This window comes from Psychrobacillus sp. OK028 (genome assembly GCF_900103605.1).
Taxonomy (GTDB): domain Bacteria; phylum Bacillota; class Bacilli; order Bacillales_A; family Planococcaceae; genus Psychrobacillus.
Genome location: NZ_FNHY01000009.1, coordinates 31,234 through 46,573 on the forward strand (window position 1 = coordinate 31,234; position 15,340 = coordinate 46,573).

The 15,340-nt window shown below is 36.4% G+C and carries 18 protein-coding genes and 1 riboswitch; of the genes, 5 read left to right on the plus strand and 13 right to left on the minus strand.

The features are described from left to right. Positions 1-86: 86 nt before the first annotated feature. Positions 87-1,298, minus strand: a complete 1,212-nt coding sequence (locus BLR36_RS14975; RefSeq protein WP_093062553.1) for an NAD(P)/FAD-dependent oxidoreductase — start codon at positions 1,296-1,298, stop codon at positions 87-89. A gap of 376 nt (positions 1,299-1,674) precedes the next feature. Next, the gene (locus BLR36_RS14980; protein ID WP_093062554.1) at positions 1,675-2,037 is read right to left on the minus strand and encodes a HesB/IscA family protein; all 363 of its coding nucleotides are present in this window, start codon (positions 2,035-2,037) and stop codon (positions 1,675-1,677) included. Between the two features lie 146 nt (positions 2,038-2,183). On the opposite strand from BLR36_RS14980, the gene BLR36_RS14985 reads away from it, so the two are divergent. Continuing rightward, a complete protein-coding gene (locus tag BLR36_RS14985; RefSeq protein ID WP_093062555.1) occupies positions 2,184-2,876 on the plus strand; it encodes a DUF2225 domain-containing protein in 693 nt (230 codons plus the stop codon). Positions 2,877-2,910: 34 nt separating this feature from the next. On the opposite strand, the gene BLR36_RS14990 is transcribed toward BLR36_RS14985, so the two are convergent. Further along, a complete protein-coding gene (locus BLR36_RS14990; protein ID WP_053588508.1) occupies positions 2,911-3,144 on the minus strand; it encodes a NifU family protein in 234 nt (77 codons plus the stop codon). Between the two features lie 82 nt (positions 3,145-3,226). Between BLR36_RS14990 and BLR36_RS14995 the strand changes: the two genes are divergently transcribed. Continuing rightward, complete coding sequence (locus BLR36_RS14995; protein WP_093062556.1) at positions 3,227-3,550, plus strand: YuzD family protein; 324 nt, start codon at positions 3,227-3,229, stop codon at positions 3,548-3,550. A gap of 58 nt (positions 3,551-3,608) precedes the next feature. On the opposite strand, the gene BLR36_RS15000 is transcribed toward BLR36_RS14995, so the two are convergent. Beyond that, entirely contained in the window at positions 3,609-4,676 is a 1,068-nt protein-coding gene (locus BLR36_RS15000; RefSeq protein WP_093062557.1) for an NAD(P)/FAD-dependent oxidoreductase, read from the minus strand. Between the two features lie 127 nt (positions 4,677-4,803). Between BLR36_RS15000 and BLR36_RS15005 the strand changes: the two genes are divergently transcribed. Beyond that, positions 4,804-5,040 carry a YuzB family protein gene (locus BLR36_RS15005; RefSeq protein WP_093062558.1) on the plus strand — a complete coding sequence of 79 codons (237 nt, stop codon included), beginning with the start codon at positions 4,804-4,806 and terminating at the stop codon, positions 5,038-5,040. Positions 5,041-5,069: 29 nt separating this feature from the next. Here BLR36_RS15005 and BLR36_RS15010 read toward each other — a convergent pair whose 3' ends face one another. Both BLR36_RS15010 and BLR36_RS15015 read right to left on the minus strand, forming a co-directional pair. Next, on the minus strand, positions 5,070-5,834 hold the full coding sequence (locus BLR36_RS15010; RefSeq protein ID WP_093062559.1) for a TIGR01457 family HAD-type hydrolase: 765 nt from the start codon (positions 5,832-5,834) through the stop codon (positions 5,070-5,072). After that, on the minus strand, positions 5,821-6,282 hold the full coding sequence (locus tag BLR36_RS15015; RefSeq protein ID WP_093062560.1) for a DUF86 domain-containing protein: 462 nt from the start codon (positions 6,280-6,282) through the stop codon (positions 5,821-5,823). The genes BLR36_RS15010 and BLR36_RS15015 overlap by 14 nt, the downstream gene beginning before the upstream one ends. Positions 6,283-6,367: 85 nt before the next feature. On the opposite strand from BLR36_RS15015, the gene BLR36_RS15020 reads away from it, so the two are divergent. Then, positions 6,368-6,634 (plus strand): DUF3055 domain-containing protein, encoded by a 267-nt coding sequence (locus BLR36_RS15020; protein ID WP_093062561.1) that lies wholly within the window; start codon positions 6,368-6,370, stop codon positions 6,632-6,634. Positions 6,635-6,865: 231 nt separating this feature from the next. Here the strand turns inward: BLR36_RS15020 and BLR36_RS15025 are convergent, their stop codons facing one another. The 7 genes from BLR36_RS15025 to BLR36_RS15055 form a co-directional block, all read right to left on the minus strand. Next, on the minus strand, positions 6,866-7,207 hold the full coding sequence (locus BLR36_RS15025) for a YutD family protein (RefSeq protein ID WP_093062562.1): 342 nt from the start codon (positions 7,205-7,207) through the stop codon (positions 6,866-6,868). A gap of 14 nt (positions 7,208-7,221) precedes the next feature. After that, entirely contained in the window at positions 7,222-8,157 is a 936-nt protein-coding gene (gene lipA / locus BLR36_RS15030; protein WP_093062563.1) for a lipoyl synthase, read from the minus strand. A 107-nt stretch (positions 8,158-8,264) separates the two neighbouring features. Beyond that, a complete protein-coding gene (locus BLR36_RS15035; RefSeq protein WP_093062564.1) occupies positions 8,265-9,824 on the minus strand; it encodes a Na+/H+ antiporter NhaC family protein in 1,560 nt (519 codons plus the stop codon). A gap of 80 nt (positions 9,825-9,904) precedes the next feature. Further along, positions 9,905-10,086: riboswitch (Lysine riboswitch) on the minus strand. A 48-nt stretch (positions 10,087-10,134) separates the two neighbouring features. Then, on the minus strand, positions 10,135-10,905 hold the full coding sequence (gene yunB, locus BLR36_RS15040) for a sporulation protein YunB (protein WP_256371037.1): 771 nt from the start codon (positions 10,903-10,905) through the stop codon (positions 10,135-10,137). A 42-nt stretch (positions 10,906-10,947) separates the two neighbouring features. Then, positions 10,948-12,321: a bifunctional metallophosphatase/5'-nucleotidase gene (locus tag BLR36_RS15045; RefSeq protein ID WP_093062565.1), complete on the minus strand. Its 1,374-nt coding sequence runs from the start codon at positions 12,319-12,321 to the stop codon at positions 10,948-10,950. A 15-nt stretch (positions 12,322-12,336) separates the two neighbouring features. Further along, entirely contained in the window at positions 12,337-13,155 is an 819-nt protein-coding gene (locus tag BLR36_RS15050; RefSeq protein WP_093062566.1) for a sulfite exporter TauE/SafE family protein, read from the minus strand. After that, positions 13,156-14,007 carry a DUF72 domain-containing protein gene (locus BLR36_RS15055; protein ID WP_093062567.1) on the minus strand — a complete coding sequence of 284 codons (852 nt, stop codon included), beginning with the start codon at positions 14,005-14,007 and terminating at the stop codon, positions 13,156-13,158. A gap of 182 nt (positions 14,008-14,189) precedes the next feature. Between BLR36_RS15055 and BLR36_RS15060 the strand changes: the two genes are divergently transcribed. Then, on the plus strand, positions 14,190-15,266 hold the full coding sequence (locus BLR36_RS15060) for an FAD-dependent monooxygenase (RefSeq protein WP_093062568.1): 1,077 nt from the start codon (positions 14,190-14,192) through the stop codon (positions 15,264-15,266). Positions 15,267-15,340: the final 74 nt, after the last annotated feature.

Consider the following 15,340-nt stretch of genomic DNA (forward strand, 5'->3'; position numbering starts at 1 on the left):
ATGTGCAAATTTATTTGTAAAGGAGAAGTATTATAAAATAGAAAAACTCCTACAAAATAAGTAGGAGCTTTCATAATGACTTTCGATTATAAGCTGAATTTACCTTTTTTCACTACTAATGGAATTCCACCGATCATGTAAAGTGCACGATTATCGATTACTTTTTTCATGATAGAGGCTTTTGTACCTGTAAGTTTTCTTCCCATTACATCGCCAATTGCATCATGTTCACCTAAAGAACATACAGTTCCTTTTAAGCTTGGTGTAAATTCTTCTGTTGCATTACCATTCATAAGTGCAACAATATTTTTCGCTACAGTTACTGCTTGTTGCATTGCAATTTGTGCTGTTGGTGGATATGGACGGTTAGCTTCTTCATTGATCATTAGAGCGCAATCTCCAACGATGAAGACATCTGGGAACCCAGGAGCTCTCATATCTTTATCAACTTTAACACGAGCACGCATATTTTCAATACCAGATGTTTCGATTAAGCGATTCCCACGAACTCCTGCAGCCCATACAACTGTACCAGCTTTGATGAATTCGAATTCCTCTTCGCCTTTTTTAATTTTTACGCCTTCTGGAGTTGCTTCTACTACTGGAGTTCCAATTGAGAATTCAATTCCTTTAGCTTCTAATTGTCTTACTGCATATTCAACTAGCTCTGGATCGAATCCTGGTAATACCATTGGAGCTGCTTCTACGCAAACTACACGAACTTTCTCTTGAGGTACATCATACTCCTTACAAAGCTCAGGCACACGATTACCTAGTTCACCTAGGAATTCAATACCAGAGAATCCTGCTCCACCTACTACGATTGTTAAGCGAGTATCATCTTGTACTTCTTCTGTTGACCATGTAGCAAATTGATATTCAATATGATCACGAATTTGACGAGCTGCATTTACATTAGCGATTGAAAGTGCATATTTATCTAAGCCTGGTATGCCGAATGTTTCACCTTCAAAGCCTAAACCAATTACTAGGTAGTCATATGTATACTCACCAGCACTAGTTGTTACTTTTTTCGTATTAACATCAATTGCATCAACAGTTGCTTTTATAAAGTTTACTTTACTAGAATTGATAACACTTTTCACATCATAACGAACTTGATCTGGACTTAATGTACCAGCAGAAGCTTCATGTAACCAAGTAGATTCATAATGATAATCGTTTTTATTGATTAAAGTAATATCCGCTTCATTTGCACCTACTAATTTTTGAAGGTTTACTACTGTAGATAATCCACCATAACCCGCACCTAATACTAGAATTGTTGGTCTTTTCACGAAGATCGCAACCACCTTTTTATATTTTTTAAGAAAAGTTATGACACAAAAAATACATCATTAAACTCTTCATCTTTGTCTATTGTTCGACAAAAACCCTTAACTTCTATTTTAGACCTTTTCTCACACGATTTCAATACAATGTTGCGTAATTGTAAACATCTGAAAATACAGCTAATAACTCATACAATACTAGATAATAAAAATAAGATTTAAAGTAGAATAAGAAAAGTGAAAAATAAAACATCAGATACCTCAAAAGTCAAAACCCTCATCATTCTCCCACGGAAAGCGTACACTTGAAACGGAAAGATGGAGTATTATTTATTCTTAAAAAAAGAACATTTCCAATAAAAGAAAATGTTCTTACGAGTATTTAACAGCTTTCTGGAGTTCCTTCTTTTTTAGCAGTTCTGAATGAAGTACCACAACCGCAAGATGCAATGGCATTAGGGTTTTCAATCGTAAACCCGCCTCCCATTAATGACTCCTTATAATCGATGGTCGTTCCGTTTAGAATTGAAGCGTCTTCGTTTGACACTAATATATCAATTCCATGCTGATGAAGCTCTATATCTTCTTGCTGTTTTTCTTTATCAAATCCCATACCATAAGAAAGACCGCTGCATCCACCACCATTTACTGATACACGAAGGGCAGAGCCTTCTTCTCCGTTATGCGTCATCATTTCTTTCACACGGTAAGCTGCCGCTTCAGATAAAATAACTACTTCTGACATCTGAATCACCTTCCCTTTCTTCTTTCTATCATATCAATGTTTTTACTATGTACACAAGGAAAACTACTTGAATATTTATTTCGCTTTCAAGACGTGTATCAGGTATAATAGAACTATTCATAGAACGCGAGAAAAGAGGACTTAAGGTGGAACTAACTCCCTATTATCAAAAGGATATTGAATGCTTACATTGTAAGTTAAAGTTTAAAACGACTAAGGTCCGTTCAAAATTTATAAAGGTTGTAGAACATGACACAGACTTTCGACCTATATACGAGAACAAAGAAGTAAATCCTTTATTATATAACATATTTGTATGTGAGCATTGTGGCTTTTCGTTTACAGATGATTTCACAAAATATTTTGCTCCTGGAGTTAAGGAAATAATCCAAGAACAAGTTGCTAGTAAATGGACACCAAGGTCATTTGGCAATGAGCGGTCGATAGTAGAGGGAATTATGGCATATAAACTAGGAATTCTATCTGGTAAGTTAAAAAAAGAAAAGTTTGTAAGTATAGCTGGATTAGCCCTTCGTACAGCATGGTTGTATCGTTTACAGGATAAGAATGAAGAGGAAATTCGATTTATGGAAATTGCTCGTGATCGCTATGCCGACTCCTATTCAAGTGATGATTATAATGGCACTCAAATGTCTGAAACTCGTATCCTCTACTTAATAGCAGAGTTATCCAGAAAGATTGGTGATATAGAATATGCAACACGTTTTTTCTCAAAGGTAATTGAAAAACAGAACTCTTCTATTGAACCAAAAGTAATTGATATGGCAAAAGATCGGTGGCAAGAAATTAGAGCTCAAAAAGAAAAAGAAGCCCGTTGAAAGGCTTCTTTTTTTGTTATACTTTTGTTTTTTATTAAAATACTTGTTCTACTTCTACTACTCCTGGAACCTCTTCCAAAAGTGCGCGTTCAATACCTGCTTTAAGTGTAATCGTTGAACTTGGGCAGCTCCCACAAGCTCCTAAAAGGCGCAGTTTTACAATACCGTCTTCAACGTCTACAAGTTCGCAGTCTCCTCCATCACGTAGTAAAAATGGACGCAATTTATCTAAAACTTCTTGAACTTGTTCATTTATTGTATCAGTCATATCTATCGACTCCTTTCACTATAATCATTATAATGTGAAGGAGAGAAAAAATCCATTAAAGAATTCTAAGGAGGTCACCAATGTGTCGTTTCAATCTTTAAATATAGAAATTTATGGAGCAGATATTGTTTGTGCTAGTTGCGTAAATGCTCCGTCTTCAAAGGATACATATGAATGGCTACAAGCTGCTATCGACCGTAAATTCCCAAATCACCAAGTTACTTTCAGTTATATCGATATCGAAAAGCCAATTGAGAATGAAAAACAGCAACAAATAGCCAATCGAATAACAGAGGATGAATTTTTTTATCCACTCGTGATGATTAATGGTGAGATGATTGGAGAAGGCTATATCCAGCTGAAACCGATTTATGCTGCATTAGAGAAATATGGCTATACGGAATAATAATATAATGACAAAAAGCTTCAAAGGGCTCAAAATAGCGCCTTCGAAGCTTTTTATATTATCCGTTATGTCTCTTATACATCCAAAGTAAGCCTGATTTCATCAAGCGTGCGATTCGTCCAGTTACCGAGATATCTGCCAAATATGCAAAACCTTGTTTTTTCCCAAGAGATCCCATGAATCCTTTAAGTTTGATTTCTGGCATCTTTTCAGGAAGTGGCTCATCTTTCCAGCGAGCTTGAAGCACTTTAACAATTTGCTCTGCTTGTTCTTCTGCCAACTGGGCACTCGGTGCTAAAGGAAGAGATGCAGCATCACCAACAACATATACATTTGGATAGCTTGGTAAGTCGTGATATTGTGTTAAAATAACGCGACCCGTTTTATCTTTTTCTCCTGGTAGAGCTCTTACAGCAGCCGCTGGTTGAATACCAGCTGTCCAAACTACTACGTCTACAGGAATTATTTCTTCATGATTATATAATTTGTTCGGCTCTACTTTCGTAATGTTCGAATTACTGACAACATCTACATTGTTCGTGTCGAACCACTTTTGTACATAATTACTTAATCTTTCTGGGAAGTCTCTTAAAACACGTGGACTGCGGTCAAATAATTTTATGGACAAGTCCGGGCGGCTTTCACGTAGTTCACTTGCTAGTTCAATTCCACTTAATCCTGCTCCAACAATACCTACAACCGAACCTGAAGGTAAACCTCCGATTTTATTATACGTATCTCTAGAGCGACCAATTGTTTGAATGCTATAAGTAAATTCATCTGCCCCAGGCACGTTATGGTATTTATCTTCACATCCAAGACCAATTACAAGATCATCATAAGAAATTGCTTGTCCATCTGCTAATAGGACTTGTTTGCTTTCTACGTCTATTTCAATAATTTCCCCGTAAGTTATCTTTAACTTTTCGTGCTCCGGAAATGCAACACGGATACCACTATCCGGAGAGGTACCTGCTGCAAGCGCATAAAATTCTGTTTTTAAACTATGAAACGGTGTTCTATCTATTAAAGTAATTTCTAAATCATCAGGGATATTATTTGGCAATAAACGAAGTAATATTCGCATATTCCCATATCCCCCACCTAACAAGACTAATTTTCGCATAATATTCTCCCTTAAATTTAATGTCATCTCAAATTATAATAGATTGTGATACATTTCACAATAGAACATCTTAATTGACGTTTTCTTTAAAAAAGAGTAGCATGACCTTGTAGTGAGGTGAACAGCTGTGAATCCAATGGTTGAATTTTGCATAAGCAACCTTGCAAATGGTTCCCAAGAAGCTTTTGACATATTGGAACAGGACTCCAATTTAGATGTTTTAGAATACGGTTGCCTGAGTTATTGCTCCATCTGTTCTGAAACTTTATTTGCCATAGTTAATGGTGAAGTTGTAGAAGCAAATACCCCAAGTGAACTTGTTGCAAACATTTATCAATATATAGAGGATAATCCTTTATTTTAAAAGACTGAGATTTTAATCTACAGTCTTTTTTATTTTGTCCACTCGCGTAAAGATTCTAAAAAATAAGTAGGTTGCTGTGCTTGAAGCTTCACCTCTTCGGTACTATTTACCCCACTGTTCACATGCACTGTATCAATTCCAAAACGAATTCCGGTCAAAATATCTGTTTGATAATTATCCCCGATCATAACCATTTCCTCTTTAATATATCCATATTGTTTTTGTATGAACTCTAACATAAAAGGTTGTGGTTTACCCAAATATAAAGGCTCTACTCCAGTAGAATGCTCCACTAATTTTGTAAATGCCCCATTACCAGGTAAAAATCCTACTTCTGATGGAAAAGCATGATCACTATTGGTGGATAAGAATGCTGCTCCAGCACGTATAGAAAGACAAGCAGTAGCTAGCTTTTCATAATTAATAGCGCGATCAATTCCTAGGACAACTACGTCCGCCATTCCAGTAGTGATGGAAATGCCTCTCGTTTTAAGCGCATCTTCCAATCCAAGTTCACCAATCATAAATACCTCTTTGCCTGGTATATACTCGTTAATATAGTTAGCTGCAGCAATTGCTGATGAAATAATATGTTCCTTGTCTGTATGGATATCCATCATTGCTAGCTTTTCCTGAAGCTGTTTTTGCGTCATCGAAGAATTATTCGTAACGAAAAAAGGCGGGGTTCCATTGCTTTGCAAATAATGAACAAATTCCACAGCCTCAGGAATTGGCGTTTTTCCCCTATAAACGGTTCCATCTAAATCAATAAAATATGCCTTATAATTTAACATTTGAATCCTCAGGTAAAAAAGCAGAAACCGGACCTAACTCTTCTACTAAATAGGTATCCACTGATGTAGGAAATTGCTTCAGGTATTGCAAATTCTTCGTTAGAACTTCATGTAGTTTTGCATGGTCTACCGCATAAAATTGACGAACAAGAACTTTTCTATAACTGATTACTTCTTTCAACGGACCATCCATCTCTACTGAGATAACTTTTTCATCTGTTAAAATATCGATAATATCATCGTATCCACCTGGATCGCGCATGATAAAGCCATCTATCATTGAATTACCTACATCGATAATTGATTCTATAATATTATGACCAATTCGCTCAAACGCTAATTTGGATACTTCATCTGCTTGCCAATCTTTTTTTGTCTCTATAAGGTTTAACAACTGATTCATATGAGCCAATGTTAAAGCAATTTTTTTTCTATCTACAAAATACATTGAAAAGCCTCCTAATTGTTGTTCAGTTGATATGTACTCCTATTCTATAGTACCATAATTCTAAGGTAGGAAGGAGTGACACGTGGTGGAACGATTTTATTTGTACGATGATGTAGAAGATACTAAAACAAGATTTGTCGGCTTTACAGGGGAATCCCAGAGATACGATTTAGCTATTTCCCAAAGCTCTCGATTTTTCGGAAAAGTACTAGTGATGGACATACAATATGGACGAGCTGCTATTATTGGATCAGATGATGTAGAAGAACCGGGCTATCTAGAGCATGTGTTTAATAGATCAGAGGAAGAAGCAGTAGAATTACGTGATTATTTACGAGAATTATTAAGTTAATATAAAACGGCTAGTCATGATTATATTCATGACTAGCTTTTTTGCTTCTGGTGCTAGACTTTGGGATAGCCCATAAAAACTAAAAGATAGCCCATAAACTTGGCACAATTGTTGAAATAGCTATTGATAGCCCTGAAATCATGAAGGATAGCCCATAAGTCAGCAAAAACAGCCCATAACAATCGAATTATAGCCCATAAGAACCCGACAAAACAAAAAACCTCGAGCAGATCATAGTTGATCTTGCTCAAGGTTTTCACTTACTTCTATTGTAGCTTCTACAGGTACTATTTTAGGGGCTACGCCAGTTTTCTTCACGACAAAGTAGGCACAACCAAAATTACAATACTCATATAAATAATCTTTAAGCGTCCCTATTTTCGTATCAAATGTAGCTTTGTGGCTACGATCCTCAAAGAAGCCTTTAAGACGAAGCTGACCATAACCCCAGTCACCCATAATATAATCGTATTTAGTTAATATTTCACTATACCGATCCAAAAAGGCTTCTTCTTTAAATGCCTCACGATAATTCTCTATAATCTCATAAGTAAAGCCTTCTGCAACTATCATTCAATCACCATCCATTAGCTATTTGGAGTAGCTAGAAGTTCCTCGCCTTGCAATTGTCTTTGCTTAGCTGCAGCGTTAACCTGCTCATCTGCATGGTAACTACTTCTAACAAGTGGACCAGCTTCACAATGGGAGAACCCTTTACTCATAGCAATTTTACGTAATTCTCCAAACTCAGCTGGGGAGTAATATTTAAGTACTGGTAAGTGTTTTTTAGAAGGTTGCAAGTATTGACCAATCGTCATAATATCAACGTTGTTAGCACGAAGGTCATCCATCACTTCTAGTATTTCTTCATGTGTTTCCCCTAAACCTAACATAAGCGACGATTTTGTTGGAATGCTAGGTTGCATTTCTTTCGCACGACGCAATAATTCTAGGGAACGATCGTATTTTGCTCTTGCACGAACTCTCGGAGTGAGTCTTCGAACAGTTTCGATGTTATGGTTAAGAATATCAGGTTTTGCATCCATAATATTGCGAATGTTTTGCTCAATACCTCCCATATCAGAAGGTAAAACTTCTATAGAAGTAAAAGGATTTTTGCGTCGAATTGCACGAATCGTTTCAGCAAAAACTTCAGAACCACCATCTTTTAAATCATCCCGCGCAACTGCTGTTACGACAACATGTTTTAAATTCATTATAACAACCGAATCTGCAACTCTTTCTGGTTCTGCCAAGTCTAATTCGTTAGGCAGTCCAGTTTTTACTGCACAAAAACGACATGCACGGGTGCAAACTGCCCCTAAAATCATAAATGTAGCTGTTCTTCGCGAACCCCAGCACTCATGTATATTTGGACATTTAGCTTCCTCACATACGGTATTTAAATTATTTTCACGCATTAACTTTTTTAAACCTTTGTATTCATCGTTCGTGTTTAACTTAATTTTTAACCAATCTGGTTTTCTTTGGTACTCTGTTTTCGTTGGTTTACACGATGTCACTTTTACTCGACCCCATTCTAAATAAACTAACTACACTGTTGTCAATGTAACATAATATTTAGTTAGAAACAACCACACAAAAACAGAGATTACCTATCTAAATTTAATTAAACTGCTCGTTTACTATTAATACTCCAAACCACAAAAAATACGATAAGAATGACAATTACACTTACAAATCCAATCATAACTGAGCCTGTTAAACCTAAAACTAGATAACCGACTGCCGCAATAACTGCACTAATAATAGCATATGGAAGTTGAGTCGTTACGTGGTCTATTACGTTAACCCCCGCTCCAGTCGCTGACATGATTGTTGTATCGGAAATAGGAGAACAATGATCTCCAAAAACGGCTCCAGCTAAAACGGCAGCTAAAACAGGAAGTAATAATTCTGGCTCTACCACCATTATAATGCTTGCTCCAATTGGTAACAAAATACCAAATGATCCCCATGAGGAGCCTGTTGCGAACGCCATAAAAGCTGTTAAGACAAATAGTAAAACTGGAATTATACCAACTGGAATATTATTATCTGTCACAAGCTTAGCTAAATACTCACCAGTTCCGAGTGCGTTTATCAAAAACGAAAGGGACCAAGCAAATATTAAAATAAAAATAGCAGGTAACATCGAATTTATACCGGAAATAATAGCTTTTCCAATTAATCCAACATTAGCTTTTGGATTTCTTTTAAATTGACGAGTATATAGGAAAATAGCAAAAACAGTCGATACTATCCCACCTAAAAATAGAGAGAATGGGACATCTGTGTTTTCAAAAACAACAAATATATTCAACACTTTTCCGGAAGCCTGGTAACCTGTCCAAAACATCGTAAATAATGTAACAACTATTAATGAAACAATTGGTAAGATTAAATCATTTACTTTCCCATAATTATTTTCCGGGAAATTACCTTGTAAATCACCTGGATTTGATTTATTTGGATCAAAAAGCACACCGGTTTCTTTTGCAAGTTTTTCATGCTTTTTCATTGGACCTAAATCATTTTCTGTCCATGCAGTAAAAAATACCATCGCAAGCGAAGCAATCACATAGAAGTTCATCGGAGCCATTAACATAAAGGCCTCAAGTGGTGTATAGTCTGTAATCGCATAAGTAGCAAAAATAACCCCAAGCTGACTTATTAAGAATGCTCCCCAGCTAGATACTGGAGAAACTACACAAACTGGTGCTGATGTAGAGTCTATAAAATAAGCTAGTTTTGCACGAGATACTCGATGAGAATCAGTGATAGGTCGAGCAATCTGTCCAACTGCAAGTGCATTAAAATAATCATCTACAAAAATAATAATTCCTAAAAAAGCTGTTAAAAGCTTAGAGCCACGGTTTGTTTTAATACGTTTCACTGCCCATGCCGCGAAAGCCGTGCTTCCACCTGATAAACTAACAATAGCAGTAATTACTCCAAGCATTAATATGAACAGCAATATATAAATATTATACATATTCCATCCATTATCCCAGAATGAAGTGATAAAGGAATCCCAAAGAATGATGAATGAATCAATTGGGGAAAAGCTTTCTACTAACAAGGCTGCAGAAACAATTCCAACCCCCAATGATAATAAAACTCTTTTTGTCACTAGCACCATAACAATTGCTAGAAGTGGTGGTAAAATCGAAAATAATGTATTTTCCAAAGCAAGTCCTCCCAAATATAAAAAGCCAACCTATATATATACATAGGTTGGCTTTTAGTTAAAATTTTAAGCATAATTTTATACTCTGTAGCTCTCCATTTATACATCTGTATAAACGACAGTGTTATTTCTGTTCAAAATAACCCCAACTAGATTTGTCTGACAATCAACATCTAATTTCGGCAAAACTTCCTTCCGTTTACAATCACAGTTGTCATTCTCCTGTAAACTACTCTTAAGTGATGCGGCCTCTACCTATTCTTATTCATTTCTACTAGTATAGCAGTAAATACTATGTTTTGAAGGTTTTTTATTTTTCTGGTAATGGAAGTGGAACTTCTATGGATGGAGCTGCATCCCCATCGCCACCTGTGTATATATAAGGAACCTGACCTTGCACAATCCCCATTGCAACAGGAATACTCTGTTCAACCGTACTCATTTTACTAGCTAAAGGAACGATTATTTGTACATTTACCTTGATATGGATATTGATTTCAACATAAGCATTATTAATACCAAATTTAGTTATCGAAGATGTTACATTCGATTGTACATTACCGATTACGTGAAAGCGTATAGGTATTTTCGGGCCAAGGTTACCAATGATGGGAATATTCATCGCTTGCCCCATAGGAACGAAAAATACGATTCCACCTTGGTCTTCCATCGTTTGTTTGTCATATTCAATATCATCCAAATATGGAAGGCTAGACAAATTCCCCTGCTCTGCTTGCTCCAAATGAGATTGAACTAAGCTATTTGTATCAGCAAGTATTCGATTAATTATTTCTGTATTGAATCGAGTTGTTACCATATTTGTACTATCAGACGGTACTTCTTCAATTATTTCATTGACATCCAGTGCATTTGCAATCCTTGAGTTAATCGCTTTGCTAATTACCATGGATGCTATTTTATTTGTTTGGACTTCTGCATATCTTAAGTACGTAGGGGTCAGCTGCTCATTAATATAATAAATGATGCCTGCAATTGATAACATAAAACATGTTAAAAAAATGGCTAACTTGCGTTGACTAGTGAAAATAGCAAATCGTTTTTTCCTCTTTTGATAGAACAAAAACAATCCTCCTACTTACTACTTATGTAAGGAGGAGGATTTTCATGACTCATATTCAAATTTTTCACGTCGTCCATACCATTTCACAATATCTCGAATCATTTCTGGCATAAAATATTGTTTTTGAGCAAATTTTAATGAAGGGAAAAAGTAACCAAATGTAAACATATCTAACGTTGCTAATGTATAACTTTTTTCCAGTTCAAGAGGTCTTTCTTTGATTAGCACCGTCCCATCTTCTAGCTCTTGAAGCTGTTCGTATATTATTGCTCCAAGATAATTACCTCTAAATCCTAGTCCTTTTACTTCAAGCTTTGGCCATTTTTCATTTTTTCCCGTACGAATAACCTCAAGTAACTCTGCACCAGTTAATGTAATGACACACGGATTAATGGGATGCGGTAAACACTGATGTAAGTCCCTCGCAGTAATTGGTCCCTGCTGAAGGTCTCTTAAAAAGATACCAGCAGGGAACATTGCGCAGTCAGCCTTAGTGAATGAAAGCAATGCTTTTCCGAAGAAATGAGATAAATCGGATTCCATGAACCATTCCTTCTTTAGTGCAGAAGGATTGTAAAAAACAATTCTAGACATTTCAGCTATACCTTCATTTTCCCAAATTAACTGTTGTTCCTCGGCGTCGGCTGGATTCGGTAAGGATTCTGCACGAAACAATTCTGCTTTTTTCGATTGAATCCCTCTCGCTAAATGGTCAAATTCCATTGTAACAAGTCCTACATTCATTCCGTATTTACCTGTAGCGGCTTGCAAGGTGTTCCCTATCACCTTGCCTTCTTCAAATACATGATGTGTATGCGATCCTAGTATCAAATCAATCTCTGGAATTTCCAACGAAATTATTTCATCAAGCGACATTCCTAAGTGAGACATACAAATAATAATATCCACTTGCGGACGAAGCATATGACATACCTCTTTCAAACGTGGAATTGGCTCTTGAACATGCCAGCCTAACTTCTTATAATAAATGTCGTAATTAGCAGTTGCCGCAACAATCCCTAGTTTAATACCTGATGGGGTCACATGTATTTTGTAGGGTAATAACCACGAAGGAATCTCCCCATCTAAATCTGTGAAATTGGAGACGATCACTTCAAAATTAGCGTCTTTGTATAAGCTCTCCAAATCTTCATGGCTTAAAGTTATCCCCTCATTGTTTCCAATCGTCACATAATCATACTTTGCTTCATTTAATAAAAGCACATTGCCTTTTCCAAGCGTTCCTTCTGTAAATATATTTGACCGGTCTAAATGATCACCTATATCTAATGTTAAGAAGGATGCCTGTGGCCCAAGGTTTTTTCGACTACTTGAGAGAAATTGATGAATCGCTGGCCAATTTTCTAGATGACTATGCAAATCATTTGTATGATAAATATAAATAGTCTCCCTCATTTTTCACCTATCCCGTCAAAGTAGACCATCTAAAATAGATCGTATACCTAATAATAGAAGTACAATTCGTAAAGCCAACACGAGCATATCGGAATTCAACTTTTTATTTAATTTTGCTCCAAGTTTCGCACCAAAATAAGCTGCAGGGATTACGGGAATCGTATATAGCCATGGGACATTTCCCAACGAAATATGAGTGACTGAGTTCACTAATGATGATAGAAACACCATAAACATGGACGTACCAACAGCCACATGAGGTGGAAATAGGAACAATAAAATCATGGCAGGTACGATGATTGATCCACCACCGATTCCAAATAGACCTGATGCAAATCCAACCCCAAAAGTTAATAATAATGCAAACCAAATTGGATACCCGTATACATATGTTTTTTCACCATCATTAAAGGTTTTCTTTTTTCCATTATCCACAAACCATCGAACTGGACTTAAGCGGTCTCGCACTAGTAACAAAGTAGATAAAATAACAAGTAAAATACCAAAATATAAATTAAAAGAAGGCAAGTCCAACCCTTTGTTCACAAATGCCCCTAGTATAGTTCCAGGAATACTACCAATGAAGAAGATAAATCCGCTTTTAAAGTCAACGGTTTTGGTTTTCATATAGGAAAGCGTTGAAGATAACCCTGTGAAAATCATCATGATAACAGAGAGCCCTACCACACTCTGAGGTGTAATATTTGGTATCAACCCGAGAGTTGCGCCAAAAAATAGCGTAGCGGGCACTAAAATAACCCCACCACCTAAACCAACCAATGCTCCGACAATTCCAGAGAAAAGTCCACTTATTGCAAGTATAATCCATTCCATTTAAAAATCTCCTTCAAATAAATCTAATTGTTTTGGAGCTAGACCTACAAAATCCAGTCCTAACATGTGCTGAAATGTCTTTGCATTGTTTGCAGCATGTCCTCCTGAGTTATTATTAAATAATACTATAACGTCCTTTGCCTGTTTCTCTAAATGCTGACAAACACTTTTAATAGAAGAAAGTTCCTCTTTATTATAATCATATAAGTACCTTACTTCTCTCCACTTCACATTATTACCCGGATTAACCCAGCCAAAAGTATTTCTACCATGCAATCTAACTAGCACTTTATTTGAAGTGGCAACAGGAACTAAAGGTATACTGCCATCACCAACCTGTGGTTCATCACAAACACTATGATGAAAGTTATTCACTTTCAGAAATTCAAGTGTGGAGGCTTTGTATTCAGGAGCATACCAGGATTGATGACGAAACTCAATGACCACATCAAAATCCTTCAACTCTTCTCTTACTTTCCGTATATATTGTACACTTTCTTTATTGCACTGGAACCAAGGAGGGAATTGGGCTAGGACCATTGATAGCTTCCCCGCTTCTTTAAATGGCATAATCGACTGCCGATATAACTCAAACATTTCCTCAGTGGAATCAAAAGGAAAATCGCCACGTAAATGACCAGTTATCCCTTGATAGCATTTAACAACAAATTGAAAATTATCGGGTGTTTCTTTTATCCATTTTAAGCTATTTTTAATCGGCTGAATTGCGTAAAATGCTGCGTCTAATTCCACAACTGGAAAGTGTGAACTGTAATCTTGCAATCTTTCCTTTGCAGAGGAAACGTACAAGTCGGGGTGATCTCCCCAGCCAGTTAGGCCGATTTGAATCATTTACAACACCTCCCTATAAATACAATCATATCATTCAGATTGTTCTGTTTCTACTTGGATGTCCAATAGAAATAAACCTTTCAATATGAAATATTGGATTAAATGTTTTTGTTTAGCTAATATAAGTATATGTTTTGACGAAAAGCCCAGAAAGCTTATTGCAACAAATGGAGGAATTATAAATGAAAGTAGATGTATGTATCGTAGGTGCTGGTCCAGGAGGAGCTCTTCTTGCTTATCTATTGGCAAAGAAAAATGTTTCTGTTGTGTTAATAGAGCGAACAAATCAAATTGGTAAAACGTTTCGTGGAGAACATTTAAATGAAGAAGGCGAAACGATTTTAAAAAAATATAATTTATTTGACGAAGTTGAGCAGCTTGGATTATTACGAATGGAACAGCTGGAATATTGGCATAATGGCAAACTATTTAAAACCATTTTACCAGACCCAGAGGTTGGCCATCTCGGTATTCATGTGCCCCAAGCACATTTACTGCAAGTATTAATAGCAGCAGCTGAACAATACTCAGCATTCCATTTAATGCTAAATACAAAGGTTGATGAACTTTTACAGGATGAAAATGGTACGTATACTGGTATTAAAGCAGTGAATGGTGAAGAAATAATAATCATTGAAAGTGAACTGGTGATTGGTGCAGATGGGCGAAATTCGACCGTTCGCAAAAAAGCAAATCTAGATGTGACAACTCGCAAGCATGGCTATGATTTGCTTTGGGCAAGAATTCCTGCACCTGAAAATTGGGAACCCTCTATTAAAATGGCGTTAATTGACGATAAACAAATTTCCTTATTTAGCCAAACAAACGGCTTTATTCAAATTGGCTGGAATATCGAGGAAGGATCTTTTCCAATACTTAGAAAGTTACCTTTCACACCATTTATCGAACAGCTGATTGTTGCTTTTCCAGAGCTAGAACAAACCGTTCGTGAAAATATTCAGTCGTGGAAAGATTTCGTGTTATTAGATGTCTACAGCAGCAGTAGTGAACACTGGGGGAAAAAAGGCGTTGCATTAATAGGGGATGCAGTTCATACGATGACACCAACCGGAGCTTTTGGATTAAATAGTGCCTTGAAGGATGCCGATTTTCTCGCAAGTCTAATTGATCACCATACGATTAATCAAATCAATCTATCGGATTGTGCAACGACTAGGAAAAAAGAAGTTGCTAAAATTCAAGCATTACAGTTGGAAAAAGAACAATCCTTTGCATCGCAATTTGTTGTAATGGTTTAAGAACAAAAGTGCAAGCGCCTATGTCAGCCCCGAAAAGCGCTGGAAGAATTGCAATAAAGGCGCTTTTTGCCTTT

Excerpts from the sequence above, each read along its gene's own strand:
- BLR36_RS14980 (WP_093062554.1), bottom strand. The coding sequence starts at position 2,037 with ATGTCAGAAGTAGTTATTTTATCTGAAGCGGCAGCTTACCGTGTGAAA.
- BLR36_RS14990 (WP_053588508.1), bottom strand. The coding sequence starts at position 3,144 with ATGACTGATACAATAAATGAACAAGTTCAAGAAGTTTTAGATAAATTG.
- BLR36_RS15000 (WP_093062557.1), bottom strand. The coding sequence starts at position 4,676 with ATGCGAAAATTAGTCTTGTTAGGTGGGGGATATGGGAATATGCGAATA.
- BLR36_RS15010 (WP_093062559.1), bottom strand. The coding sequence starts at position 5,834 with ATGTTAAATTATAAGGCATATTTTATTGATTTAGATGGAACCGTTTAT.
- BLR36_RS15015 (WP_093062560.1), bottom strand. The coding sequence starts at position 6,282 with ATGTATTTTGTAGATAGAAAAAAAATTGCTTTAACATTGGCTCATATG.
- BLR36_RS15025 (WP_093062562.1), bottom strand. The coding sequence starts at position 7,207 with ATGATAGTTGCAGAAGGCTTTACTTATGAGATTATAGAGAATTATCGT.
- BLR36_RS15045 (WP_093062565.1), bottom strand. The coding sequence starts at position 12,321 with ATGAGGGAGACTATTTATATTTATCATACAAATGATTTGCATAGTCAT.
- BLR36_RS15050 (WP_093062566.1), bottom strand. The coding sequence starts at position 13,155 with ATGGAATGGATTATACTTGCAATAAGTGGACTTTTCTCTGGAATTGTC.
- BLR36_RS15055 (WP_093062567.1), bottom strand. The coding sequence starts at position 14,007 with ATGATTCAAATCGGCCTAACTGGCTGGGGAGATCACCCCGACTTGTAC.
- BLR36_RS15060 (WP_093062568.1), top strand. The coding sequence starts at position 14,190 with ATGAAAGTAGATGTATGTATCGTAGGTGCTGGTCCAGGAGGAGCTCTT.